The organism is Nesterenkonia sp. (assembly GCF_029265375.1).
Classification (GTDB): Bacteria; Actinomycetota; Actinomycetes; order Actinomycetales; family Micrococcaceae; genus Nesterenkonia.
In genome coordinates, this window is record NZ_JAJUJJ010000006.1 from 1 (window position 1) to 25,221 (window position 25,221).

The 25,221-nt window shown below is 65.9% G+C and carries 27 protein-coding genes; all 27 read left to right on the forward strand.

Going from position 1 to position 25,221, the window contains the following annotated elements; all coding sequences use genetic code 11:
* Window positions 1–510: 510 nt before the first annotated feature.
* The gene (locus Q1K09_RS03645; RefSeq protein ID WP_300343331.1) at window positions 511–1,020 is read left to right on the forward strand and encodes a tyrosine-type recombinase/integrase; all 510 of its coding nucleotides are present in this window, start codon (window positions 511–513) and stop codon (window positions 1,018–1,020) included.
* 80 nt (window positions 1,021–1,100) lie between these two features.
* The gene (locus Q1K09_RS03650) at window positions 1,101–7,721 is read left to right on the forward strand and encodes a DEAD/DEAH box helicase (RefSeq protein ID WP_300343333.1); all 6,621 of its coding nucleotides are present in this window, start codon (window positions 1,101–1,103) and stop codon (window positions 7,719–7,721) included.
* Window positions 7,722–7,723: 2 nt separating this feature from the next.
* Window positions 7,724–9,988, forward strand: coding sequence for a 3'-5' exonuclease (locus Q1K09_RS03655; protein WP_300343334.1), 2,265 nt, complete (start codon window positions 7,724–7,726; stop codon window positions 9,986–9,988).
* Between the two features lie 314 nt (window positions 9,989–10,302).
* Window positions 10,303–10,677, forward strand: coding sequence for a 30S ribosomal protein S12 (gene rpsL / locus Q1K09_RS03660; RefSeq protein WP_119902477.1), 375 nt, complete (start codon window positions 10,303–10,305; stop codon window positions 10,675–10,677).
* Window positions 10,677–11,147 carry a 30S ribosomal protein S7 gene (gene rpsG / locus Q1K09_RS03665; RefSeq protein ID WP_300343337.1) on the forward strand — a complete coding sequence of 157 codons (471 nt, stop codon included), beginning with the start codon at window positions 10,677–10,679 and terminating at the stop codon, window positions 11,145–11,147. Before rpsL ends, rpsG begins: the two co-directional genes overlap by 1 nt.
* 57 nt (window positions 11,148–11,204) lie before the next feature.
* Window positions 11,205–13,322 (forward strand): elongation factor G, encoded by a 2,118-nt coding sequence (fusA, locus tag Q1K09_RS03670; protein ID WP_300343339.1) that lies wholly within the window; start codon window positions 11,205–11,207, stop codon window positions 13,320–13,322.
* 123 nt (window positions 13,323–13,445) lie between these two features.
* Window positions 13,446–14,636, forward strand: a complete 1,191-nt coding sequence (gene tuf / locus Q1K09_RS03675) for an elongation factor Tu (protein ID WP_300343340.1) — start codon at window positions 13,446–13,448, stop codon at window positions 14,634–14,636.
* A 593-nt stretch (window positions 14,637–15,229) separates the two neighbouring features.
* Entirely contained in the window at window positions 15,230–15,538 is a 309-nt protein-coding gene (gene rpsJ, locus Q1K09_RS03680; protein WP_022871716.1) for a 30S ribosomal protein S10, read from the forward strand.
* A 20-nt stretch (window positions 15,539–15,558) separates the two neighbouring features.
* Window positions 15,559–16,221: a 50S ribosomal protein L3 gene (rplC, locus tag Q1K09_RS03685; RefSeq protein ID WP_300343344.1), complete on the forward strand. Its 663-nt coding sequence runs from the start codon at window positions 15,559–15,561 to the stop codon at window positions 16,219–16,221.
* Between the two features lie 5 nt (window positions 16,222–16,226).
* Window positions 16,227–16,844, forward strand: coding sequence for a 50S ribosomal protein L4 (rplD, locus tag Q1K09_RS03690; protein ID WP_300343346.1), 618 nt, complete (start codon window positions 16,227–16,229; stop codon window positions 16,842–16,844).
* A complete protein-coding gene (gene rplW, locus Q1K09_RS03695) occupies window positions 16,841–17,149 on the forward strand; it encodes a 50S ribosomal protein L23 (protein ID WP_300343348.1) in 309 nt (102 codons plus the stop codon). Before rplD ends, rplW begins: the two co-directional genes overlap by 4 nt.
* 34 nt (window positions 17,150–17,183) lie before the next feature.
* Window positions 17,184–18,020, forward strand: coding sequence for a 50S ribosomal protein L2 (gene rplB / locus Q1K09_RS03700; protein WP_300343350.1), 837 nt, complete (start codon window positions 17,184–17,186; stop codon window positions 18,018–18,020).
* A gap of 12 nt (window positions 18,021–18,032) precedes the next feature.
* Window positions 18,033–18,314: a 30S ribosomal protein S19 gene (gene rpsS / locus Q1K09_RS03705; RefSeq protein ID WP_044493876.1), complete on the forward strand. Its 282-nt coding sequence runs from the start codon at window positions 18,033–18,035 to the stop codon at window positions 18,312–18,314.
* A 42-nt stretch (window positions 18,315–18,356) separates the two neighbouring features.
* Window positions 18,357–18,722 carry a 50S ribosomal protein L22 gene (gene rplV, locus Q1K09_RS03710; RefSeq protein WP_300343353.1) on the forward strand — a complete coding sequence of 122 codons (366 nt, stop codon included), beginning with the start codon at window positions 18,357–18,359 and terminating at the stop codon, window positions 18,720–18,722.
* The gene (gene rpsC, locus Q1K09_RS03715) at window positions 18,722–19,516 is read left to right on the forward strand and encodes a 30S ribosomal protein S3 (protein ID WP_300343355.1); all 795 of its coding nucleotides are present in this window, start codon (window positions 18,722–18,724) and stop codon (window positions 19,514–19,516) included. The genes rplV and rpsC overlap by 1 nt, the downstream gene beginning before the upstream one ends.
* Window positions 19,516–19,932 carry a 50S ribosomal protein L16 gene (gene rplP, locus Q1K09_RS03720; protein ID WP_300343357.1) on the forward strand — a complete coding sequence of 139 codons (417 nt, stop codon included), beginning with the start codon at window positions 19,516–19,518 and terminating at the stop codon, window positions 19,930–19,932. Before rpsC ends, rplP begins: the two co-directional genes overlap by 1 nt.
* 2 nt (window positions 19,933–19,934) lie before the next feature.
* Window positions 19,935–20,204: a 50S ribosomal protein L29 gene (rpmC, locus tag Q1K09_RS03725; RefSeq protein WP_300343359.1), complete on the forward strand. Its 270-nt coding sequence runs from the start codon at window positions 19,935–19,937 to the stop codon at window positions 20,202–20,204.
* A 2-nt stretch (window positions 20,205–20,206) separates the two neighbouring features.
* Window positions 20,207–20,509 (forward strand): 30S ribosomal protein S17, encoded by a 303-nt coding sequence (rpsQ, locus tag Q1K09_RS03730; protein ID WP_300343361.1) that lies wholly within the window; start codon window positions 20,207–20,209, stop codon window positions 20,507–20,509.
* A gap of 398 nt (window positions 20,510–20,907) precedes the next feature.
* Entirely contained in the window at window positions 20,908–21,279 is a 372-nt protein-coding gene (rplN, locus tag Q1K09_RS03735; RefSeq protein ID WP_300343363.1) for a 50S ribosomal protein L14, read from the forward strand.
* A 3-nt stretch (window positions 21,280–21,282) separates the two neighbouring features.
* Complete coding sequence (gene rplX, locus Q1K09_RS03740) at window positions 21,283–21,621, forward strand: 50S ribosomal protein L24 (protein WP_300343365.1); 339 nt, start codon at window positions 21,283–21,285, stop codon at window positions 21,619–21,621.
* Window positions 21,618–22,187, forward strand: a complete 570-nt coding sequence (rplE, locus tag Q1K09_RS03745) for a 50S ribosomal protein L5 (protein ID WP_300343368.1) — start codon at window positions 21,618–21,620, stop codon at window positions 22,185–22,187. The genes rplX and rplE overlap by 4 nt, the downstream gene beginning before the upstream one ends.
* 87 nt (window positions 22,188–22,274) lie before the next feature.
* Complete coding sequence (gene rpsH / locus Q1K09_RS03750) at window positions 22,275–22,673, forward strand: 30S ribosomal protein S8 (protein WP_300343370.1); 399 nt, start codon at window positions 22,275–22,277, stop codon at window positions 22,671–22,673.
* 21 nt (window positions 22,674–22,694) lie between these two features.
* A complete protein-coding gene (gene rplF, locus Q1K09_RS03755; RefSeq protein WP_300343372.1) occupies window positions 22,695–23,231 on the forward strand; it encodes a 50S ribosomal protein L6 in 537 nt (178 codons plus the stop codon).
* Between the two features lie 3 nt (window positions 23,232–23,234).
* Window positions 23,235–23,606 (forward strand): 50S ribosomal protein L18, encoded by a 372-nt coding sequence (gene rplR, locus Q1K09_RS03760; protein WP_300343374.1) that lies wholly within the window; start codon window positions 23,235–23,237, stop codon window positions 23,604–23,606.
* Window positions 23,603–24,340, forward strand: coding sequence for a 30S ribosomal protein S5 (gene rpsE / locus Q1K09_RS03765; protein WP_300343376.1), 738 nt, complete (start codon window positions 23,603–23,605; stop codon window positions 24,338–24,340). The genes rplR and rpsE overlap by 4 nt, the downstream gene beginning before the upstream one ends.
* Window positions 24,341–24,343: 3 nt before the next feature.
* Window positions 24,344–24,574 (forward strand): 50S ribosomal protein L30, encoded by a 231-nt coding sequence (gene rpmD, locus Q1K09_RS03770; protein ID WP_300343378.1) that lies wholly within the window; start codon window positions 24,344–24,346, stop codon window positions 24,572–24,574.
* Window positions 24,574–25,068 carry a 50S ribosomal protein L15 gene (gene rplO, locus Q1K09_RS03775; RefSeq protein ID WP_300343380.1) on the forward strand — a complete coding sequence of 165 codons (495 nt, stop codon included), beginning with the start codon at window positions 24,574–24,576 and terminating at the stop codon, window positions 25,066–25,068. Before rpmD ends, rplO begins: the two co-directional genes overlap by 1 nt.
* Window positions 25,069–25,221 lie beyond the last annotated feature (153 nt).

The window sequence follows — 25,221 nt, forward strand, 5'->3', positions numbered from 1 at the left end:
CGTTCATGAACTGCCAGTGCCGACGGAGTCGCCGGTAGGTGGCAGCACGAAGATTGCCGGCCTTCTCGTCGGTGAAGTGACTCTCCGGATGGATCAGAGCCACTGAACCTGTTGATCGAAGGAGGGGAGGCGTCGGCCATGATGTGGGGCATGACTTCATCGCCTTCCCCTCATATCGGCCCCGCCTGGGCATCCGAAATCAAATCTTGGGCCGTGGCTCTGCAGGCTATGCGACTGTCTGAGCAGACCATCGAATTGCGGATATACCACCTCCGTCGTCTCGCCAAGGCTCGGTTGGCTCCAACTCCCTGGGAGGTCCACCGTGCTGACCTCCTCGACTGGACCGGGTCCCATAGCTGGCGGCGGGAGACTGCTAGAGCATTCAGGTCCTCCATCCGTCGCTTCTGGGTGTGGGGCATTGCGGCGGGTCGTACGGAGGACAATATTGCCGACATCATCCCCGAGGTGAAGCCCGAGCAGCCGCAGCCTCGGCCCGCGGTGCCTACCTCTGTGCGAACTGCAGTTCAGCGCGCTGACAACCCTCAGGTGGCGCTGATGATTCGTCTGGCCAATGAATTGGGGATGCGGCGCGCCGAAGTGGCCCAGGTGCATCCGAAGAACGATCTGGTGCGAGATCTCGCCGGATGGTCGCTCATCGTGCATGGCAAAGGGTCGCGGAATCGTGTGCTCCCACTGCCGGATGACCTCGCTGAGATCCTCCGGGCAGCCCCCGACGGGTACCTCTTCCCCGGGCCCAATGGACATCTCTCCCCGCACTGGGTGGGGACTCTGGTGGCCCGGGCGCTGGGAGACGGCACCACCATGCATCAGCTGCGCCATCTCTGCGCCACCGAGATCCACGAGCAGACCCGCGACCTCCGGCTGGTGCAGAACATGCTCGGCCACGCCTCCCTGGCCACCACGCAGCGCTATGTAGCCGTCGACGACTCGAAGGTTCGCGAAGCCATCTCCCTGCGTTCCCGGACGTGGTCCTCCTATGGGGCGCCCGCCCCCGAGTAGCCCGATCGACTCCGGCCGAGGCAGTCGGAAATCTGGGTGAACCCTGCTCACTGTCTGTGCTAATAGCTAGAGTGTCCTGCATGGGGACGCAACTGCCCGACGCCGTCAGGCTGGACGGCGCAGCCGAGGAGAGCACCGAGCTGTGGCCGACCGAGCATTCACGCTCGTTGGTCGAGTCGCTGACCGAATACCTCACCACGACATTCGCGCTGTCCGATTCGCGGGCCGCTACCACCCTCACCGAATTCCTCCAGCACCCCGAGGAGGGCATGTTCCGCGGCCCCTATGTCCGGCTGCGCCTGCCTTTCGTCTCACCGGAAGGTGCCTTGGATGCACAGGGCCGCCCCAAGAGCCTGGACTTCTATCCCTCCCACTATCCGCCTTACGGTCACCAGCTGGCGGCATTCGAACGGCTGACTACCAAACCCGACCCTGAGAGCTCCTCGCCATTCCGCGAGCCGCAGCCGACCCTGGTCACCACCGGAACCGGTTCCGGTAAGACCGAAGCATTCCTGTATCCCATCCTTGACCACGTGCTGAGGGCCCAACAGGCAGGCACAGTCGGAATCAAAGCACTCATTCTCTACCCGATGAACGCGTTGGCCAACGACCAGGCCAATCGCTTGACCGAACTGATCACTCAGGTCCCCGAACTCTCCGGCGTCCGCGCAGCCCTCTACACCGGCCAGGAGAAGCAGGAACGCGCACAGGTCACCGCCGATGGCCTCATCACTGACCGCCGGGCCATCCGCCGCGACCCACCGGACATACTGCTGACCAACTACAAGATGCTCGACCAGCTGCTGCTGCGCGCCGAGGACCAGCTGCTCTGGTCCGCCTCTGCCACCAGCCTGCAGTACCTGGTGCTCGACGAGTTCCACACCTACGACGGCGCCCAAGGCACTGATGTGGCCATGCTGCTGCGCCGCCTCGGCGCAGCCCTTAAATCGCACTGGCCAGAGGACCTCAGCACACATCCCGACGGTCTCAGTGAAGACCACCGCGCCCGGCCGCTGGGACGCATCACGCCGGTGGCCACCTCCGCCACCCTCGGCGGACCACCCAGCGAGGGGGAGACCAGCCCCATGCTGGAGTTCGCCCGCACAGTCTTCGGCATCGAATTCAGCCCCGCCTCGATCGTGCCTGAGACTCGGGTCAGCATCGACCAATGGCTGAATCAGAAACCGCCCAGCCCAGTCCAGCCGCGCGAGGACCTGGATATCGCCGCGCGGGTAGCCTCCGTCAACACGGACCTTGCGGCAGGCGCCCCTCCCAGACAGCTCATCCGCGCCGTGTGGGGCGCACTATTTGACGACACCCCGGTTCCAGAGGAACTCCCGCAGATCCTCGCCGGCCTGAAAGCCCACCGATGGGTCAGGCGCCTGCTGGATCGCGCCCAGCAGGCAGTCCGTCTGCGTCATCTGGCCGAAGAGCTCATCACAGCGCCCTCGGTCACCCCCGAGGCCGGCGAGGAATTCCTCAGCCACGTCCTGGCAGTCCTGTCTCACCTGCGCAAACATCTCGGCCCCGAAACAGTCACCGTCGAAACCCACCTGTGGGTCCGCGAGCTCACGCGGCTCGACTCCGCACTCGCCCATTCGGCCCACTACAGCTGGGCCGACGACGGACCCGTCGCCAGCAATCCGGACGACCCCGAACACGTCAGTCTCCCCGCTATCTACTGCCGGCACTGCGGCGCCCGAGGCTGGGCCACCGTCCTCACCGCCGACGGTGCATTCATCGAACTCAACAGCGCGACAGTGCGGGAAGCCTCTGTGCGCCGCAACCCCCGTTTCCGCGCCATGATGGACGCCGCCTTCGAAGCCGACGAGCTCAATGCCGAAGGACACGACCTCAACGGCGTGGAAGGGCTTCACTACCTGCACACCCGGGAACGGATGTTCCTCGACCAGCCCTTCAAGGCGGGGAACGAGCCGAAGGACGAATATGAGGCCGACTTCTACGACGGCCGGATCATTGCCGTGCGCACCCATGCAGGCCTGACGGCAGACGACCTTTCGGCCAAGCAGGTGTGCCCGGTCTGCAGCACCACCGATGCGATCCGATTTGTCGGCAGCGCAGTGGCCACCCTGCTCACCGTGGCGGTCACAGGGCTCTTCGGCGCGGATCACCTGAACCGTGTGGAGAAGAAGACGCTGATCTTCACCGACTCAGTTCAAGACGCAGCCCACCGAGCCGGCTTCATCCAAGCCCGCTCCCACACCTTCACCCTGCGCACCCTGCTGCGGCGTGGGCTGGCCCACCTGGCTGAGGAGGGCCATGCCGAGCCGTCCTTGGCTGAAACGGTCGACGCCGTCGTCGCACTTGCTGACTCCGAAGGCCCGGCTGGTCGCTTCATGCTGGTACCGCCCGAGCTCACCGACCACCGCTCCTTCCGCGCCTACTGGGATCCAGACGCCTCCCACCAGGCCCGCACCGCCGCCCGGGAAGCGGTGCGCCGGAGGCTGCTCTTCGACGCCTCCCTCGAATTCGGCCTGCAGGCCAGATTCGGCCGGACCCTCGAACTGACCGGTACCGCGGTGGCCGAGGTGTGCGCCCCCGATGGCCAGGAGCTCACGGAGATCGCTGCTGCCGCACTGGCCGCACGTGGCGACCAGTTGGACATAGCGGCTGACCGCGACGCCCAACGGCTCTCCCAGTGGGTCAGGGGAGTGCTGATCCGGATGCGGCTGCAGGGCAGCATCCGCCACCCGTGGCTGGAGGCCTACCAGACCCACGATGGGCGCCGCTGGCACGTCTGGGGCGGCCGCCGCCGCGACCAAGGCATGCCGGCCTTCCCCGTTGGCCGCTCCACGCCCGCTTTTCCGCGCATCGGCCGGCGAGAGAAGCCTCGAGACTCCGAGCTCGACGCTGTGACCACCCGAGAATCCTGGTACTTCTGGTGGACCCGCAGAAGCTTAGGCATCGGGTCGGAGGAAGCAGGCCACGCGGCGCGGCAGCTCTTCGAGCACCTGGCTGAAGCCGGCGTCGTGGTCCCCACCACGACCCAGGACGGAGCCGCGGTGATCTACGGCATCAGCCCGGAGCGGATCACGCTCACCCTCACCGACGACGCCGACCTGGCAGCCAAGCGGCACACCCTGCAGTGTTCGGTCTGCCGCTCACAGACCTACGGCACACTGCGCGTCATCGAAGAGATGGGGCAGGCCCCCTGCCTGAACCAAAAGTGCCTCGGGAGGCTGGAGCCCCCGCCGATGGGTTTCATAGCCGAGAACTATTACCGCGACCACCTCTACTCCGCGGAGAACACCGCACGAGTGATTGCACGTGAGCACACGTCACTGCTGCCCGATGAGACCCGGCTGACCTATGAGGAGAAGTTCCGCGGCGACGTCCTGGACACAGACGCGCCCAACGTCCTGGTGGCCACCCCCACTCTGGAGATGGGCATTGATATCGGCAGCCTCTCCACCGTCATGCTCTCCTCTATGCCCACCTCGGTGGCCAGCTACGTCCAGCGCGTCGGCCGAGCTGGCCGGCTCACCGGCAACTCCCTGGCCTTGGCCTTCGTGCGCGGACGCGGCGAACACCTGCCCAAGCTCAACGACCCCCTAAGCATCATCAACGGTGAGGTCCGGCCCCCCGCCACCTACCTGCGAGCTGACGAAATCCTGCGCCGCCAATTCATCGCGTTCTGCTGCGACCGGCTGGCCCGCAGCGGAACCTCGCGCCAGCCACGAAGCCTCCTGCACGCCCTGAAGGACGTCTCGGAGCAGACATACTTCGGCGATATCACCGCCATGCTGCGCAGCGCGGGAGAACCGATCGTCAGTGAGTTCCTCGACCAGTTCGGCGCCGAGCTCACCGACGACGCAGCCCAGCGGCTCGCCGCATGGGCGCTGCCCTCCGGTGAGGGCGACAGCGGCCTTGAGCTGCGCATCCACACTGCCTCGGCACGGTTCAACCAGGACCTGCTGGAGGAGCAGGGGCACCGTGACCGCCTGGCGCACACCATCATCCCCGCGCTGCGCGACAGGCTCGTTGAGGCAGTGCGCACCGCCGGTACGGGCTCCAAGCAGGTTAAGGAGGCACAACGGGAGGTCAAGAGCGCCGAAGCAGCGCTGAAGCGCAGCGAACGCAAGATCCAGGAGATGAGCACCAAGAACTGGTGGATCGCCGGCCTGGAGCGCTACGGACTGCTGCCCAACTACACGCTCATCGACGACTCGGTCACACTGGACGCCCGAGTCTCCTGGCTGGACGAGGAATCTGGGCAGTGGGAGGCCGAGGCCTTCGAACTGCAGCGCGGATCCGCCACCGCGCTTCGCGAATTCGCCCCCGGATCCACCTTCTACGCCCAAGGCATGGAGCTGAGCATCGATGCCGTCGAGCTGGGCGCCGAGCAGCGTGAAATCGCCCATTGGCAGGTCTGTCCCGACTGCGGATGGATCAACACCGGGCTGACCCCGCAGCCGACCGAGGACGGCAGCCCCCGCTGGCACCTGGCCCCGCAGTGCCCCCGCTGCGGCACCGACGCAGTGCAGGACACCGGGCAGGTGCTCGACGTAGTGGTGCTGACCAAAGTCACCGCAGATGTCCGGCGTGACGAAGCCCAGATCAGCGACCGGGTGGAAGACCGCCGCCAGACCGGCTATGAGATCCTCCCCGCCGCCGACCTGGATCTGGAGGCCGCCAGCCACTCCTGGTTCGCCGCAGAGCTCGCCTTCGGCGCCGATGTGCTGCCTGAGGTCACCCTGCGATGGCTCAACCTGGGTCAGCGCGGCCACCACGCCGTGGGCAGAACCTTGGCCGGCCATGACGTACAGGCCCCGCTGTTCAGGGTCTGCGCCGAATGCGGCACCCTGGACCGGAATGTGCAGGCCAACCGGCCGGAGGACCACCGGTTCTGGTGCAGCCGCCGAAACCACGCCGAAGAGCACTCGCTGCAGATCGCGCTGGCCCGGGAACTGACCACCCAGGGTGTGCTGCTGCACCTGCCGGACAGCCTGGTCGACGACGACTACACCATCCCCACGCTCCAGGCGGCGCTGCTGCTGGGACTCCACGAAGCTTTCGGCGGCACTCCCGCCCACCTGGGTGTGCTCGATGTCCCCGAAACGGCCGCCATGGCCGCCGGAGGGTTCTCAGCCCGCACCCTGCTGCTGCACGACAACGTGCCCGGAGGCACCGGGTACCTTGCCGAATTCGGCAGTCCCGAGCGGGTCCACCAGCTGCTCACAGCCGCCTGGAACCGGGTCAGGCACCACCGCTGCGACGCCGAATCGGAGCACCGGCTAGCCTGCCACCAGTGCCTGCTGCCCCATGCCCAGCCCGGCACCCTGGACCGGGTCTCCCGCTCCGCGGCGGACCGGATCCTCTCCTCACTGCTGAATCCCGCCGCAGCCGAGAACCCTCCGCAGGACTCTCCGGCTGAGGGCGGCCTGCCATGGACAGTCACCCATCAGCGACCCGTCCGCAGCTCCGTGGCCGAATCCCGGCTGGAGCGGCGCTTCCGCGACGCCCTGCGCGAGCGGCTGCGTGCCGTCAATGCCCAAGTCACCGAAGACATCCAATCCGGCTACCTGGTGCTGAACTTCCGGCTCCAAGGCGACCGACGCATGTGGCGACTGATCCCGCAGCCTCACCTGGGCAGCACACGGCCCGACTTCATCCTCCAGGCGCCTGGAGTCCCCAGTCTGGCCATCTATACCGACGGCCGGCAGTATCACGCCACCACCGAGATCAACCGCCTGGCTGACGATGCGCAGAAGCGCCACGAGCTGCGGGTGGACGGCGAACACCTGCCCTGGGGAATCACCTACGACGACGTCGACCTCTTCGCCTCCGGTGAGCAGCCGGGTGAGGACAGCAGACCGCTGAGCTGGCTCAACCAGCGGCTGGTGGAGGGCTATGTCCGCAAAGGTGCCTTGGACGCCAAGCTGCTTCGAGCCGCCCGGTCCTCCGCGATGCACCTGCTCTGGGAGTGGATCCTCGCCCCAGACGCCGAACGCTTCCGCAGTTTTGCCGATCATCTTCTGCTCACCACCCTGGTCGACGCCCAGCCCCCAGGGATGGAAGAGCTGGCGCAGGCTTCCGCAGCGCAGGACTCGGTCCAGGTGCCTCTGGATCTGCTGCGCAGACGGCTGCAGCTCGGCGGCGCCCCCAACGACCGCTGGTGGCACCGGAGCCTGGGTGCCGCCGAGCTGTATGTGGCTGGAAACCCCAAGGCGGCCCGTCAGCTTCGGGTCAGCTTGAGCCTGGATGACTCGGACCAGGCCGTGGCCCGGCCCACCTTCCCGGACGAATGGCGCGAATGGCTGCTGCTGAGCACAGTGCTGGGCTTCCGGGACACCACACACACCGCAATCACCACCCGGAAGGCAGTGCCGAACATCCTGGCCGGCGACGCCTTGGCCCTGCGCTCTGCCCAGCCCCAGGCGGCCGCAGCTGATATCACCCACGGCAGCGAGGAGATCAGCGTCGGCTGGACCAAGCTGGTGGAGGAGGCTCTCTCACCGGAGGAGGAGCAGCTGCTGCGCGCCATGGCTCAGCGTCGGCTGCCCGTCCCGGAGGTGGGGGAGGAGTACGACGGCGGCGTCGTCGTCGACATCGCCTACCCCGACCAGCGGGTAGCCGTGATGATCTCGGACTCCGCAGAGACCCACCTCTTGGAGCAGGCTGGCTGGACCGTGCTGGTCACCACCGACGCCGATGAAATCGCTGAGACCCTGAGGAGCTGAGCATGCCGCTGATCATGATGACCAAAATGGGGGTGGAGAACCTCAACTCCCTGGACGGATCCGTGCGGCCGATGGTGCTGCGCTTCATGGAGAAGCTCGTCGAGGACGACACTCTGCCCGGACTGCGGGTCAAACCGCTGGAGGGTGCGGCCGACCGGCGCGTCCGGACCGCCCGTGTCAACGATGACTACCGAGCAGTGCTCTTCCGCGGGCAGAACCCGGACGGTCAGGCTGTCTACCACTTCGTCGGCGTCTGGCCCCATGACGAGGGCAACCGCCGCGCCGCCGAGCTGGTATTCGACTTCAACGCCCCGCTGGGGGTCGCCGAGATCGACCATGCGCCAGGTTCGGCCTCGGCCCAGGCCAATGAGGCGGAGCTGCAGGCCGCCTACCAGAAGGGGCTGGCCGACGCTGCCCGGCGTGACAACCCGCTGGAGAACTACGGCTGGACCGTCGCCACTCTGAACGCCGAGGCCGGAATCGCCGAGCACTGGGCAGAGGCCGCGCTCGCCGCCCCCACTGAAGAGGTCCTCTACCAGGTGGCCGAGCGCATGCCTGACGTCCAACAGCTGATGCTGCTGGATCTGGCCGCAGGGACTCCGCTGGAGGAGGCCCGTGAGAAATTGGGGCTGCCCGACGCGGAGGAAGTGGAGAAGCTGCGCGGAGCCGACGAAGAGGAGCGGCTGGCAGCCGGAGTGCGCAACGCCCCGTCGTCGTTCTCCTTCCTCGGGGGCACGCCGCAGGAAGTCCAGCGTGCCTTCACCGACCTGACCATGGAGCAGTGGCAGCTCTTCCTCCACCCCGAGCAGCGGCGCTGGGTGGAGCACCGCGGCTCCGGATCCTTCCGACTCACCGGTGGGGCGGGAACCGGCAAGACAGTGGTGCTGCTGCACCGGGCCGCACACCTGCACCGGCAGCGCCCGGATGCGCGAGTGCTGCTGACCACCTACACCCGCACTCTGGAGAATGCGCTCACCCGGCAGCTTCGCCAGCTGGACGGCTCCCTGCGGCACAGCGAGCTCGGCGACCCCGGGCTGGCGATGCTCGGCATCGACCAGGTCGCCCACCAGGTGCTCACCACCGCCGCACCGGAGCACAGGCAGGCCGCCCAGGCTGAGATCTTCGGCCAAGGGCGCAATGAGTTTGCCCAGCGGCTGCAGGATGAGCGAAGCGCCTGGGAGGAGGCGGCAGATGCGGTGCGGCCGGACCTCCCGCCGCAGCTGCGCGGCCACGCATTCCTCGCCCAGGAGTACACCTCAGTAGTGCTGGCCCAACGGCTCACCAGCGTTCAGGAATACGCCCGAGCCTCCCGCACCGGACGCGGAACCCGGTTGGGCCGGAAGGAGCGAATCCAGCTGTGGCGGGTCTTCGAACAGTTCCGCGCTATGAACCTAGCCGCTGACCGAGTCACGTACGCCGAGGTGACCGTACTGGCAGCAGCCGTGCTGGAGTCCCGTGCACGGGCGGGGGAGCGGCACCTGGCCGACCATGTGCTGGTGGACGAGGCCCAGGACTTTCATGCCGGCCACTGGCAGCTGCTGCGGGCACTGGTCGCCCAGGGGCCGGACGATCTGTTCATCGCCGAGGACTCCCACCAGCGGATCTATGGTCAGAAGCTGACACTGAAGCAGTTCGGCATCGAAATCCGGGGGCGCTCCCGGAGGCTGAAGCTCAACTACCGCACCACCGCGCAGAATCTGCGCTACGCCCTGTCCGTGCTGGCCGGGGAGCAGTGGCAGGGGCTGGAGGAGAACCCGGAGGAGCCCGACGAGCTCACCAGCACCGACGGGTACGTCTCCGTCCATTACGGACCGGAACCGCAGATCCTGGCCGCCTCCACGCTTAAGGGCGAGTTCGACCTGGCCGCGGAGAAGCTGCAGTCCTGGCTGGAGGCCGGAACGCAGGCCAGCGAGATAGCGGTGCTGGTGCGTAGCCGGCGCCAGGTCGAAGACGCCGCCTCAGCCCTGGCTGAGCGGGGAGTGCCCGCGCAGGCGATCATTCGCAAGCGGCCCAAGCCCGATGCTGTTCAGATCCGAACCATGCACGCAGCCAAAGGTATGGAGTTCCGCCGGGTGCTGCTGCTGGGAGTCAGTGAGGAGCACCTGCCGGCGGCCTATACTATGGACTCCCTCCCGGAGGCGGAGAAGCGGGACGCCACGCAGCGGGAGCGCTCGCTGCTGTACGTGGCCGCCTCCAGGGCTCGGGACGAGCTCGCCGTGGTCTACAGCGGGACGCCATCGCCGATGCTCAGCCTGCCCGACCAGTAGAACCGCTCCAGCACGGCCCCGACCCTCAGCGGGTCGCGGCCCGGCCCGGCGTCGAGGGCTGCCCGCCCGGGGAAGCGGGGACCTCTGGGACCCCCATTCGCAAGACTCTCCGAAGCCTGGTATTGTTGACTTGATTGTTTCTGTGTGGCAGTAGGACTCGGTCCGGGTTGCGGGGTAATTGCGCAACAAATGCCACCTTTTTGCACGCCTAGGGGAGGATCCGCTCACGCGGCCCGCGGGTGTACAGAAGGATCAGCCGCGGGAGCCTCTACCTGAAGCAGGACTCCCACCACATTACGTATGGAGAACGCATAGTGCCTACTATTCAGCAGCTGGTGCGCAAGGGACGCACCCCCAAAGCCGCGAAGAACGCGACCCCTGCTCTGCAGGGATCCCCGATGCGGCGCGGTGTGTGCACCCGTGTGTACACCACGACCCCTAAGAAGCCGAACTCCGCACTGCGCAAGGTGGCCCGTGTCCGCCTGGGCGGCGGCGTGGAGGTCACCGCCTACATCCCGGGCGAAGGCCACAACCTGCAGGAGCACTCCATCGTGCTGGTGCGCGGCGGCCGTGTGAAGGACCTCCCCGGCGTTCGCTACAAGATCGTCCGCGGCGCCCTCGACACCCAGGGTGTCAAGGGTCGCGGCCAGGCACGCAGCCGCTACGGTGCGAAGAAGGAGAAGAAGTAATGCCTCGTAAGGGACCCGCTCCGAAGCGCCCCCTCGTCCAGGACCCCGTCCACGGCTCGCCGCTGGTCACCCAGCTGATCAACAAGGTGCTGGTGGACGGCAAGAAGTCCACCGCTGAGCGCATCGTCTACGGCGCACTCGACGGCGTGGCCAAGAAGACCAGCGAGAACCCCGTGGAGGTCCTGAAGACCGCCATGGACAATGTTCGCCCCGCTCTGGAGGTCCGCTCCCGCCGCGTCGGCGGCGCCACCTACCAGGTGCCCGTGGAGGTCAAGCCCGGCCGCGCCACCGCGCTGGCGCTGCGCTGGCTGGTCGGCTACGCCAAGGACCGCCGCGAGAAGACGATGACCGAGCGCCTGATGAACGAGATCCTCGACGCCTCCAACGGCCTGGGCGCCGCTGTGAAGCGCCGTGAGGACACCCACAAGATGGCTGAGGCCAACAAGGCCTTCGCCCACTACCGCTGGTAAGCCAAGCCCTGCCGGGGCCTCTACCCAGAAGCAACCACCAACTAAGGGGAAAACACTGTGGCACAACAAGAGGTGCTCACTGACCTGAAGAAGGTCCGCAACATCGGCATCATGGCGCACATCGATGCTGGTAAGACCACCACCACCGAACGCATCCTGTTCTACACCGGTCTGAACCACAAGATCGGTGAAACCCACGACGGTGCATCCACCACCGACTGGATGGAGCAGGAGAAGGAACGCGGCATCACCATCACCTCCGCCGCAGTGACCTGCTTCTGGGAGAACAACCAGATCAACATCATCGACACCCCCGGCCACGTCGACTTCACCGTCGAGGTGGAGCGCTCGCTGCGCGTGCTCGACGGCGCCGTGGCTGTCTTTGACGCCAAGGAGGGTGTGGAGCCGCAGTCGGAGACGGTGTGGCGCCAGGCCGATAAGTACAACGTGCCGCGCATCTGCTTCGTCAACAAGATGGACAAGCTCGGCGCCGACTTCTACTTCACCGTCGACACCATCAAGTCTCGTCTGGGCGCCAAGCCGCTGGTGATGCAGCTGCCCATCGGCGTCGAGAACGACTTCGTCGGCGTCGTCGACCTGCTGCAGATGAAGGCTCTGGTGTGGCCCGGCGACGCCAAGGGTGACGTGACCATGGGTGCGGAGTACGAGACCCGGGACATCCCCGAGGACCTGCAGGCCAAGGCCGAGGAGTACCGCAACGAGCTCATCGAGAACGTCGCCGAGGCCGACGAGGAGCTCATGGAGAAGTACCTCGAGGGCGAAGAGCTGACCCTCGAGGAGCTCAAGGACGGCATCCGCAAGCTGACCGTGGCCGGCGAGGCCTACCCGGTCTTGTGCGGCTCCGCGTTCAAGAACCGCGGTGTGCAGCCGATGCTGGACGCCGTCGTCGACTACCTGCCCTCCCCGGCAGACGTCGAGGCCATGGAGGGCCACGAGATGGGCGACGAGGACAAGGTCCTCACCCGCAAGCCCTCCAAGGACGACCCGTTCTCCGCGCTGGTGTTCAAGATCGCCTCCCACCCGTTCTTCGGTCAGCTGACCTTCATCCGGGTGTACTCGGGCAAGCTGTCCTCGGGCACGCAGATCCTGAACTCCACCAAGAACAAGCGCGAGCGCATCGGCAAGCTGTTCCAGATGCACGCCAACAAGGAGAACCCGGTCGAAGAGGTCCAGGCCGGCCATATCTACGCGGTCATCGGGCTGAAGGACGTCACCACCGGTGACACCCTGTGCGATCCGAGCAACCCGATCGTGCTGGAGTCCATGAGCTTCCCGGAGCCGGTGATCAACGTGGCGATCGAGCCGAAGTCCAAGGGCGACCAGGAGAAGCTGTCCACCGCCATCCAGAAGCTGGTGGCTGAGGACCCGACCTTCACCGTCTCCCTGGACGAGGAGACCGGCCAGACCGTCATCGGCGGTATGGGCGAGCTCCACCTGGACGTCTTCGTGGACCGCATGAAGCGCGAGTTCAAGGTGGAGGCCAACGTCGGCAAGCCGCAGGTCGCCTACCGCGAAACCATCCGCCAGAAGGCCGAGAACGTCGAGTACACCCACAAGAAGCAGACTGGCGGTTCCGGCCAGTTCGCCAAGGTCATCCTGGACTTCGAGCCGCTGGAGACCGACGGTGAGGAGATGTACGAGTTCGTCAACGCCGTCACCGGCGGCCGCATCCCGCGCGAGTACATCCCGTCAGTGGACGCCGGCATCCAGGATGCCATGCAGCTCGGCGTCGTGGCGGGCTACCCGATGGTCGGTGTGAAGGCCACCCTGAAGGACGGTCAGTACCACGACGTCGACTCCTCCGAGATGGCGTTCAAGCTCGCCGGCTCCCAGGCCTTCAAGGAGGGCGTCAAGCGTGCCAAGCCGGTGCTGCTGGAGCCCATGATGGCCGTGGAGGTCCGTACTCCTGAGGAGTACATGGGCGACGTCATCGGTGACCTGAACTCCCGCCGCGGCCACATCCAGTCCATGGAGGACGCCGCAGGGGTCAAGGTGGTCAAGGCCACTGTGCCGCTGTCGGAGATGTTCGGCTACATCGGTGAGCTGCGTTCCCGCACCCAGGGACGCGCCGTGTTCACCATGTCCTTCGACTCCTACGCTGAGGCGCCGAAGGCCGTGGCCGACGAAGTCATCGAGAAGAACCGCGGCGAGTGATCCGGCGCGTCAGCCGGATTTCCCCGCAACCCCCGAAATTAGTAGACTTGCGAGAGTTTCAGCGTGGGACCCCCCCTGCCTGAAGTAAGTCTTACTCAAAACCACGTTCTATAGGAGGAACCAGTGGCCAAGGCAAAGTTCGAGCGGAACAAGCCTCACCTCAACATCGGCACCATCGGTCACGTTGACCATGGCAAGACCACCCTGACCGCCGCCATCTCCAAGGTGCTGGCCGACAAGTACCCGGACCTCAACGAGGCCAAGGACTTCGCCGACGTCGACAACGCTCCCGAGGAGCGCGAGCGCGGCATCACCATCAACGTCTCCCACGTGGAGTACCAGACCGAGAAGCGTCACTACGCCCACGTGGACGCCCCCGGTCACGCTGACTACGTGAAGAACATGATCACCGGTGCCGCCCAGATGGACGGCGCGATCCTGGTGGTCGCCGCCACCGACGGCCCGATGGCTCAGACCCGCGAGCACGTGCTGCTGGCCCGCCAGGTCGGCGTGCCGGCTCTGCTGGTGGCCCTGAACAAGGCTGACATGGTCGAGGACGAGGAGCTGCTGGACCTGGTCGAGATGGAGGTGCGCGAGCTGCTCTCCGACCAGGAGTTCGACGGCGACAACGCACCCGTGATCCGCACCTCCGGCCTGAAGGCCCTGGAGGGCGACGCCGAGTGGGTCAAGACCGTCGAGGACCTCATGGACGCCGTCGACGAGTACATCCCCGAGCCGGAGCGCGACAAGGACAAGCCGTTCCTGATGCCGATCGAGGACGTCTTCACCATCACCGGCCGCGGCACCGTGGTCACCGGTCGCGCCGAGCGCGGCACCCTGGCCATCAACTCCGAGGTCGAGATCATCGGTCTGCGCGACAAGCAGAAGACCACCGTGACCGGTATCGAGATGTTCCACAAGCAGCTCGACGAGGCATGGGCCGGCGAGAACTGCGGCCTGCTGCTGCGCGGTCTGAAGCGTGACGACGTCGAGCGCGGCCAGGTGGTGGCTGCTCCCGGCTCCATCACCCCGCACACCAAGTTCGAGGCCAACGTCTACATTCTGTCCAAGGATGAGGGCGGCCGCCACAACCCCTTCTACACCAACTACCGTCCGCAGTTCTACTTCCGGACCACGGACGTGACCGGTGTGATCGAGCTGCCCGAGGGCACTGAGATGGTGATGCCCGGTGACAACACCGAGATGACCGTCGAGCTCATCCAGCCGATCGCTATGGAGGAGGGCCTCGGCTTCGCCATCCGTGAGGGTGGCCGCACCGTGGGCTCCGGTCGTGTGACCAAGATCCTCGACTGATCTCTTTCAAGTCGCTGATCTGAACTGATCGCAGCGAGACCCCGGCGTCGCCAGACGATGCCGGGGTCTCGCTGTATCTGAGGCAGCCCCGCTCACAGGAGCCCGCTGAATCTCCGGCGGAATCGGTGCGGGCCCACCTCTGCCGGCGGGCCCGCCCGCGTGGGCGGCTGCGCCCCGGGCGCCCTCTCGGCACTGGTCTGCGATCCGATTTGCCACGGGGGTGCGCGCCGTGGCATCATAGACAAGTTGCTCACGGACACCTGTGTCCAGTCGCCGCGCGCAGCGCGGGGGAGAGCAGAAAATCCAAGGACTACCACCCGGAGACTGCGCGGGTGTTGCTGTGCCCAGATGTCTGAGCATCAAAGCGACACGCCCGACCGCGTGGACCGGACGCCAGCAGCGGGAGGAACCCGCTCCTCCGCCCCGAAAGCCGCACAGGCGGCCGAAGGGGAGGCAGAGGATTCTCGCTGCTCGGTCAGGCCATAACTGCAGAAGGTGTTGACAGCTCTTTCTGGGGACACTCCTGCGTCCACCCCCATGGCCTGCCCGAGACGATTGGAATTGCACATCTGACCAGAAAGAGGCTCAACGCCATGGCGGGACAGAAAATCCGCATCCGGCTGAAGTCGTACGACCACGAGGTCATCGACACCTCGGCCCGGAAGATCGTCGACACGGTCACGCGCGCAGGCGCCACGGTGGTCGGCCCCGTGCCGCTGCCGACTGAGAAGAACGTCTACGCCGTGATTCGTTCTCCTCACAAGTACAAGGACTCTCGCGAGCACTTCGAGATGCGCACCCACAAGCGCCTGATCGACATCGTGGACCCGACGCCGAAGGCTGTCGACTCCCTGATGCGTCTCGACCTGCCTGCAGACGTCAACATCGAGATCAAGCTTTAAGAGGGGGTGCTGAGAGAACTATGACCAACATTTCCCGCACTGAACTGCCTGTGAAGGGGCTGCTGGGCACGAAGCTCGGCATGACCCAGGTCTGGGACGAGAACAACAACTTCGTCCCGGTCACCGTCATCCAGGCCGACTCCAACGTCGTGACCCAGGTCCGCACCTCCGAGACCGACGGCTACAACGCTGTCCAGATCGGCTACGGCGCGATCGACCCGCGCAAGGTCACCAAGCCGCTGGCCGGCCACTTCGAGAAGGCCGGTGTGACTCCCCGCCGCCACCTGGTGGAGATCCGCACCGCCGACGCCGCCGACTACGAGGCCGGCCAGGAGCTGAAGGCAGAGACCTTCGAAGCTGGCCAGAAGGTCGACGTCATCGGCAAGACCAAGGGCAAAGGCTACGCCGGTGTGATGAAGCGTCACGGATTCGCCGGCGTCGGCGCCTCCCACGGTCAGCACAAGAACCACCGCAAGCCCGGAGCCATCGGCGGCGCAGCCACCCCCGGCCGCGTCTTCAAGGGCGTGCGGATGGCCGGCCGGATGGGCAACGTCCGCCACACCACGCACAACCTCACCGTCCACGCCGTGGACACCGAGAAGAACCTGCTGCTCATCAAGGGTGCCGTTCCCGGCCCCAAGGGCGGGGTCATCCTGGTCCGCACGGCAGTGAAGGGAGCATGAGAATCATGGCAACCAAGGTTTCCACTGACCTCCCCGCAGAGATCTTCGACGTCGAGACCAACCCGGCGCTGATCCACCAGGTCGTCGTCGCCCAGCAGGCCGCCGCACGGCAGGGGACCCACAAGACCAAGACCCGGTCCGAGCGCTCGGGCACCACTGCCAAGCCCTTCCGCCAGAAGGGCACCGGCCGTGCACGCCAGGGCTCGATGATCGCCCCCCACATGGTCGGCGGCGGCGTGGTCCACGGACCCGCCCCGCGCAGCTACACCAAGCGCACCCCCAAGAAGATGAAGGCCGCCGCCCTGCGCGGAGCCCTCTCCGACCGGGCGCGCAACGGCCGCATCCACGTGGTGGACGCACTGGTCTCCGAGCCCTCCACCAAGGCCGCCAAGGCAGCCCTGGCCTCCATCGGCGGGGTCGACCGCAACTGGCTGGTGGTCATCGACCGCAGCGACGACGCCGCTGCGCTGGCCACCCGCAACCTGCCCAACGTCCACACTCTCTACGCCGACCAGCTGAACACCTACGACGTGCTCGTCTCCGACGACGTCGTGTTCACCCAGGCCGGCTACGAGGCCTTCCTGGCTCACGCCCAGGGTGCGAAGAAGGAGGAGGCCAAGTGAGCGTCCTGACCGAGAAGGATCCCCGCGATGTCATCATCGCGCCGGTGATCTCGGAGAAGTCCTACAACAACATCGACGAGGGCAAGTACACGTTCCTGGTCGACACCCGTTCCACCAAGACTGAGATCAAGTACGCCGTGGAGAAGATCTTCGGCGTCAAGGTCGACAAGGTCAACACCATCAACCGTCCGGGCAAGCGCAAGCGCACCCGCTTCGGCTGGGGCTCCCGCAACGACACCAAGCGGGCAGTCGTCACCCTCAAAGAGGGACATGCAATTGACATCTTCGGAGGATCCGCTGCATAAGGCAGCCGGAACCACTTGATCGAGGAAGAGAAGAATGGCTATCCGTAACCTCAAGCCGACCACACCGGGCCAGCGCGGCTCCTCTGTGGCCGACTTCGCAGAGATCACCCGGGACACCCCGGAGAAGTCCCTGCTGAAGCCGCTGTCCAAGACCGGCGGCCGCAACAGCTCGGGCAAGATCACCACCCGCCACAAGGGCGGCGGACACAAGCGTCAGTACCGTCTGATCGACTTCCGCCGCTCCGACAAGGACGGCGTGCCGGCCAAGGTCGCTCACATCGAGTACGACCCCAACCGGACCGCCCGCATCGCCCTGTTGCACTTCGCCGACGGCACCAAGCGCTACATCCTGGCTCCGGCCAAGCTGAAGCAGGGTGACGCCGTGGAGTCCGGCCCCAACGCCGACATCAAGCCCGGCAACAACCTGCCGCTGCGCAACATCCCGCTGGGCACCGTGGTTCACGCCGTGGAGCTCCGCCCCGGCGGCGGCGCCAAGCTGGGCCGCTCCGCCGGCGCAGGAATCCAGCTGGTCGCCCGTGAGGGCAAGTACGCCCAGCTGCGCCTGCCCTCCGGTGAGGTCCGCAACGTGGACGTGCGCTGCCGCGCCACTGTGGGCCAGGTGGGCAACGCCGAGCAGACCAACATCAGCTGGGGCAAGGCCGGCCGCATGCGCTGGAAGGGCGTTCGCCCGACCGTCCGCGGTGTGGTCATGAACCCCGTGGACCACCCGCACGGCGGTGGTGAGGGCAAGACCTCCGGCGGCCGTCACCCGGTCAACCCCAACGGCAAGCCCGAGGGCCGCACCCGGCGTCCCAACAAGGAAAGCGACAAGCTCATCGTGCGCCGCCGTCGCACGAAGAACAAGCGATAGGAGCCTGGAAACATGCCACGCAGCCTGAAGAAGGGCCCCTTCGTTGATCAGCACCTGTACCTGAAGGTCGCCGCTGAGAACGAAAAGGGCACCAAGAACGTCATCAAGACCTGGTCCCGCCGTTCGATGATCATCCCGGACATGCTCGGCCACACCATCGCCGTGCACGACGGACGCAAGCACATCCCGGTGTTCATCACCGAATCGATGGTCGGGCACAAGCTCGGCGAGTTTGCTCCGACCCGCACTTTCCGCGGCCACGTGAAGGACGACAAGAAGGGCAAGCGCCGCTGAGGCGGCGCTGCCACTTCTGACGAAGACGAGAGAAGGAAAGCAATGGAAGCCAAGGCAATTGCGCGCTACCTGCGTGTGACGCCTATGAAGGCCCGGCGCGTCGTCGACCTTGTCCGCGGCAAGCAGGCCAATGAGGCACTGGCAATTCTGCAGTTCGCCCCCCAGGGCGCCTCGGAGCCGGTGTACAAGGTGGTCGCATCCGCGATGGCCAACGCCCGCCAGCACGCCGACAAGGCCGGAGTCGCCTTCAACGAGGACGACTACTACATCACCGAAGCCCGCGTCGACGAAGGCCCCACCATGAAGCGGTTCCGCCCCCGTGCACAGGGTCGCGCATTCCGCATCAACAAGCGCACCAGCCACGTGACCATCGTGGTCGGCACAGAAGAGAAAGGTGGAGATCAGTAGTGGGACAGAAGATCAACCCCAATGGTTTCCGTCTGGGCATCACCACTGACCACATCACGCACTGGTACGCCGACTCCAACAAGCCGGGTCAGCGCTACAAGGACTTCGTGAAGGAAGATGTTCAGATCCGTGAGCTGCTGGAGAAGAGCGTTGAGCGCGCCGGCATCTCCAAGGTTGAGATCGAGCGCACCCGGGACCGGGTGCGGGTGGACATCCACACCGCCCGTCCGGGCATCGTGATCGGCCGCCGCGGCGCTGAGGCTGACCGCATCCGCGGTGAGCTGGAGAAGCTCACCGGCAAGCAGATTCAGCTGAACATCCTCGAGGTGAAGAACCCCGAGACCGACGCTCAGCTGGTCGCCCAGGGTGTGGCCGAGCAGCTCGCCGCCCGCGTGGCCTTCCGCCGCGCCATGAAGAAGGCCATCTCCTCCGCTATGCGTTCCGGCGCCAAGGGTATCCGTATCCAGTGCTCCGGCCGTCTGGGCGGTGCCGAGATGTCCCGTTCCGAGTTCTACCGCGAAGGCCGTGTGCCGCTGCACACCCTGCGCGCCAACATTGACTTCGGCAAGCACGAGGCCAAGACCACATTCGGCCGCATCGGCGTGAAGGTCTGGGTCTACAAGGGCGACCTCACCGACAAGGAGCTGGCGGCTCAGCAGGCTGCAGCTCCCTCCGGTCGGGGAGGCCGCGGAGGACGCGGCGGTGGAGAGCGCCGTCGCCGTGGTGCCGGCCGTGGCCGCGAGGGCGCACCGGCAGCCGAGGCCGCACCTGCCGCTGAAGGAGGGCAGAACTGATGCTGATGCCTAAGCGAGTCAAGTTCCGCAAGCCGCACAAGCCCAAGCGCGGCGGTATGGCCAAGGGCGGCACCGAGCTGGCCTTCGGCGAGTACGGCATCCAGGCACTGGGCCCGGCGTACGTGACCAACCGTCAGATCGAGTCGGCCCGTATCGCCATGACCCGCCACATCAAGCGCGGCGGCAAGGTCTGGATCAACATCTACCCCGACCACCCGCTCACCAAGAAGCCCGCCGAAGTCCGTATGGGCTCCGGTAAGGGCTCGCCCGAGTGGTGGGTCGCCAACGTCAAGCCCGGACGCGTCATGTTTGAGCTGTCCGGTGTCAGCGAGGATGTCGCCAAGGAGGCGCTCCGGCTGGCAATCCACAAGCTGCCGATGAAGGCACGCGTGATCAGCCGAGAGAGTGGTGAGTGACCATGGCAGTCGGATCCAAGGACCTGACCGTTGACCAGCTCGCAGCCATGGACGACGCGCAGCTGGGCGAGAAGCTCCGCGGCGCGAAGGAAGAGCTGTTCAACCTCCGCTTCCAGTCCGCCACCGGACAGCTGGAGAACTCGGCTCGCCTGAAGGCCGTCAAGCGTGACATCGCCCGCATCTACACCGTGCTGCGCGAGCGTGAGCTCGGCATCCGTGAACCTGTGGGCGCCCCTGCTGAGGCCGATGCAGAAGAGACCGAAGAGGACTGAGCATGAGCGAGACCAAAGAGACCGTCCAGCGCAACAAGGACCACACCTCTGCTGACCGCAACTACCGCAAGAACCTGCGCGGTGTGGTGGTCTCCGACAAGATGGACAAGACCATCGTCGTCGAGGTGGAGGACCGCAAGAAGCACTCCCTGTACGGGAAAGTGATGAAGCGGCACAAGAAGTTCAAGGCCCACGACGAGAACGGAGAAGCCGGCCTCGGGGACACTGTGCTGATCTCCGAGACCCGTCCGCTCTCCGCCACCAAGCGGTGGCGCCTGGTGCGCATCATCGAGAAGGCCAAGTAGGCCCACTCACCGCGCACTGACAGTGCAGCTGTGCCCCGGCTCGTTCAGGCGACCCGGGGCACAGCCGCATCCGGGGCACTGTACCCGCCCCCGGCGGGGCTTCACGTGCGGCAGCATCCAAGCGGTCCGCCGGATTCACGGAGGCGAGCGAATCGCCTGCCCGATTTGCTGCCCAAGGCCCAGACACGTATGATATTGAGTCTGTGCGCCCGTGTGCGTAGGTTTCACAGCCGCCGCGGACAGCGCACGTCCCCCAGCAGCCGCCTCGGCCATCCGATCAGCAGGTGCCTTCCGGGCCGGATCGTATGGGAAAGCGGCGGGGGAGCATCCATTATTCATGAAGTTCCACAAGGCTCACCGGTCGCGGTGAGAACCAGTGCGACGACAGGAGAAACCAAGTGATTCAGCAGGAATCGCGGCTGAAGATCGCCGATAACACCGGTGCCAAGGAGATCCTTGTCATCCGTGTCCTCGGCGGATCCGGACGCCGCTACGCAGGTATCGGCGACACCTTCGTCGCCACCGTCAAGGACGCCATTCCCGGCGGAAACGTCAAGAAGGGCGATGTGGTCAAGGCTGTGGTGGTCCGCAGCCGCAAGAAGACCCGCCGCAACGACGGCTCCTACATCAGCTTCGATGAGAACGCTGCCGTCATCCTCAAGGGTGACACCCCGGAGCCCCGCGGCACCCGTATCTTCGGCCCCGTGGGGCGTGAGCTTCGGGACAAGAAGTTCATGAAGATCGTCTCGCTCGCCCCGGAGGTGCTGTAACCGATGGCAAAGATCAAGAAGGACGACCTCGTCCAGGTCCTCACAGGTAAGGACAAGGGCAAGCGCGGCAAGGTCCTGCAGGTGATCCCCAAGAACGACCGCGTCGTCGTGGAGGGAATCAATCGCGTCAAGAAGCACCTGCGCGCCGGCCAGTTCGGCCAGACCGAGGGCGGCATCGTAGAGTCCGAGGCCCCGATCCACATCTCCAACGTGGCCGTGGTGGACCCGGAGACCGACAAGCCGACCCGTGTGGGCTACCGCTTTGAGGAAGTGGAGTCTGACGGCGAGACCGTGACCAAGAAGGTCCGCTACGCCAAGGCCTCCGGGAAGGAGCTGTCATGACCGAGACCGCCGTGAAGATCACCCCCCGCCTGAAGACCAAGTACCGCGAAGAGATCCGGGCCTCCCTGCAGGAGACCTTCGGCTACTCCAACGTCATGCAGGTCCCCGGCCTGGTGAAGGTCGTGGTCAACATGGGCGTGGGCGAAGCCGCACGCGACTCCAAGCTGATCCAGGGCGCAGTGGAGGACCTGACCGCCATCACCGGTCAGAAGCCGAAGGTCACCCGGGCCAAGAAGTCCATCGCACAGTTCAAGCTGCGCGAAGGCCAGCCCATCGGTGCCCACGCCACCCTGCGCGGAGACCGCATGTGGGAGTTCCTGGACCGTCTGGTCACCCTCGCGCTGCCGCGCATCCGCGACTTCCGCGGCCTGAGCGACAAGCAGTTCGACGGCAACGGCAACTACACCTTCGGGCTCACTGAGCAGGCGGTGTTCCACGAAATCGATCAGGACAAGATCGACCGTCCGCGCGGTATGGACATCACTGTAGTGACCACCGCGACCACCGACGAGGAAGGCCGGGCGCTGCTGCGCGCACTGGGCTTCCCCTTCAAGACCGAACAGTAAGCATCTACGTCGCAGGTCCCCTCACCAAAGGTCCGCAATGGTCCTTCGGAGATCGGAAACCGTGACGAGGAAGGGCACACGCCCCACATGACCATGACTGATCCAGTCGCAGACATGCTGACTCGTCTGCGCAACGCCAACTCGGCATACCATGACCAGGTCTCCATGCCCAGCTCCAAGCTGAAGGTCCGTATCGCCGACATCCTGAAGGCTGAGGGCTACATCACCGACTGGCGCGAGGAAGAGGCCGAGGTCGGCAAGACCCTGGTCATCGACCTGAAGTTCGGCCCGAACCGTGAGCGGTCCATCGCCGGCCTGAAGCGCATCTCCAAGCCCGGTCTCCGGGTCTACGCGAAGTCCAACAACCTCCCGCACGTGCTGGGCGGCCTGGGCATCGCCATCCTGTCCACCTCCTCCGGTCTTCTCACCGACCGGCAGGCTGGCAAGAAGGGCGTCGGCGGGGAAGTCCTCGCCTACGTCTGGTAACCCGGAAGGAGTCTGAGCACTATGTCACGCATCGGTCGTCTTCCGATCACCGTCCCTTCCGGCGTCGAGGTCACCCTCGACGGCCGCGAGATCCGCGTCAAGGGTTCCAAGGGCGAGCTGAGCCGCACCATCGCTGAGGGCATCTCGGTCGAGATTGAGGACGGGACCATCACGGTCACCCGACCCAATGATGAGCGCGAGTACCGCTCCCTGCACGGGCTGACCCGCAGCCTGATCAACAACATGATCATCGGCGTCACCGAGGGCTTCACCAAGAAGCTCGAGATCGTCGGCACCGGCTACCGCGTCCAGGCCAAGGGCAATGACCTCGAGTTCGCACTCGGCTACTCCCACCCGGTCCCGGTGAAGGCCCCCGAGGGCATCACCTTCACCGTGGAGGGCGCCAATAAGCTGGCCGTCTCCGGCATCGACAAGCAGCAGGTCGGCGAGGTCGCTGCCAATATCCGCAAGCTGCGCAAGCCCGACCCGTACAAGGGCAAGGGCGTGCGCTACGAGGGCGAGCAGATTCGCCGCAAGGCCGGAAAGGCAGGTAAGTAAACCATGGCTATCGGTATCAAGGGCAAGTCCAAGTCCGCTGCCCGCAGCCGGCGCCACCTGCGCCTGCGCAAGAAGATCAGCGGAACCGCTGAGCGTCCGCGCCTGGTGGTCAACCGCTCCTCCCGTCACATGGTCGCCCAGGTCGTCAACGACCTCGAGGGCAAGACCATGGTGTCGGCCACCACTATGGAGGCTGACCTGCGCAGCTTCGACGGCGACAAGACCGCCAAGGCCAAGCGCGTCGGTGAGCTGATCGCCGAGCGCGCCAAGGCAGCCGGGATTGAAGCCGTGGTCTTCGACCGCGGTGGCAACAAGTACCACGGTCGTGTGGCCGCCGTCGCCGACGGCGCCCGGGAAGGTGGTCTGAAGCTGTGAGTGAGAACGCTACCAATGAGAAGGACTTCTCTGTGACTGAGTCCACTGAGAACACCAACGCCGAGGCCGCTGCGGCCCAGGGCGCCGGTGAGCAGAAGAACGAGAACCGCGGCGAGCAGCGCTCCCGCTCCGGCGAAGGCCGGGGCCGGGGACGTGGCCGCGGGGAGGGCCGCGGCCGCGGTCGCGACGAGGACAAGGACAAGTTCCTTGAGCGCGTGGTGACCATCAACCGCGTCTCCAAGGTCGTCAAGGGCGGCCGCCGCTTCAGCTTCACCGCGCTGGTCGTCGTCGGCGACGGCGACGGCACCGTCGGTGTGGGCTACGGCAAGGCCAAGGAGGTGCCGGCCGCCATCCAGAAGGGTGTCGAGGAGGCGAAGAAGAACTTCTTCCGCGTCCCGCGCGTCGGCTCCACCATCCCGCACCTGGTCAAGGGCGAGGACGCCGCCGGTGTGGTGCTGCTGCGTCCGGCCTCCGCCGGTACCGGTGTGATCGCCGGCGGTCCGGTCCGTGCGGTCCTGGAGTGCGCAGGCATCCACGACGTGCTGACCAAGTCCATGGGCTCGGTGAACGCCATCAACATTGTTCACGGCACCATCGACGCCCTCAAGCAGCTCGAGGAGCCCGAGTCCGTGGCAGCCCGCCGCGGCAAGGCCCTCGACGAAGTTGCACCGGCCCCGATGGTCCGCACCATGCAGGAGGACCGCGAGGCCCGTGCTCAGAAGGCAGGTGCATGAGACATGGCCACCACTGTTCAGTACAGCACTGCAAAGGATCTCAAGCCTTCGGATGCGAAGCTGGAGATCACCCAGATCAAGTCCACCATCGGCACCAAGCCCAAGCACCGCGACACTGTCCGGTCGCTGGGCCTGAAGCGGATCGGTCACACTGTGGTCCGTGACGCCGACGCCGTCACCGTGGGCATGCTCAACACTGTTAAGCATCTTGTGAAAGTTGAGGAGGCCAAGTGATGGCAGAGAACACTCCTGCCGAGTCCGAGGTCCTGAAGCTTCACGACCTGAAGCCTGCCCCCGGCTCCAAGAAGGCCCGCCAGCGCGTGGGCCGCGGTGAGGCCTCCAAGGGTAAGACTGCAGGCCGCGGAACCAAGGGCACCAAGGCTCGCTACCAGGTGCGTCCCGGCTTCGAAGGCGGGCAGCTGCCGCTGCACATGCGCCTTCCGAAGCTGCGCGGATTCAAGAGCCCCTTCCGTGTGGAGTACTCCCCGGTCAACCTGACCAAGCTGGGAGAGCTCTACCCGCAGGGCGGCGAAGTCACCGCAGAGGACCTGATCGCCAAGGGCGTGGCCCGCAAGGGCAAGCCGGTGAAGGTCCTCGGCTCCGGAGAGATCTCCGTGGCGCTGACGGTGAAGGCTCACGCCTTCTCCGGCTCCGCTGAGGAGAAGATCACCGCAGCCGGCGGCTCCGTGGAGAAACTCCCCCTGAAGAACGCTCCGAAGCCGGAGTGAGCTTCCACCCCTGATGCACTCAGCCCCCGTATCCGGTCGGCTCACCTCCCCCAGCGGAGGCCGGGCCGCGGGCGGGGGCTGAGGCGCATCACCGTCAATTCTTGCCCTGCCTGCCCACACGCTAGGATGGCTGATTGTGTGGTCGGCAGACCC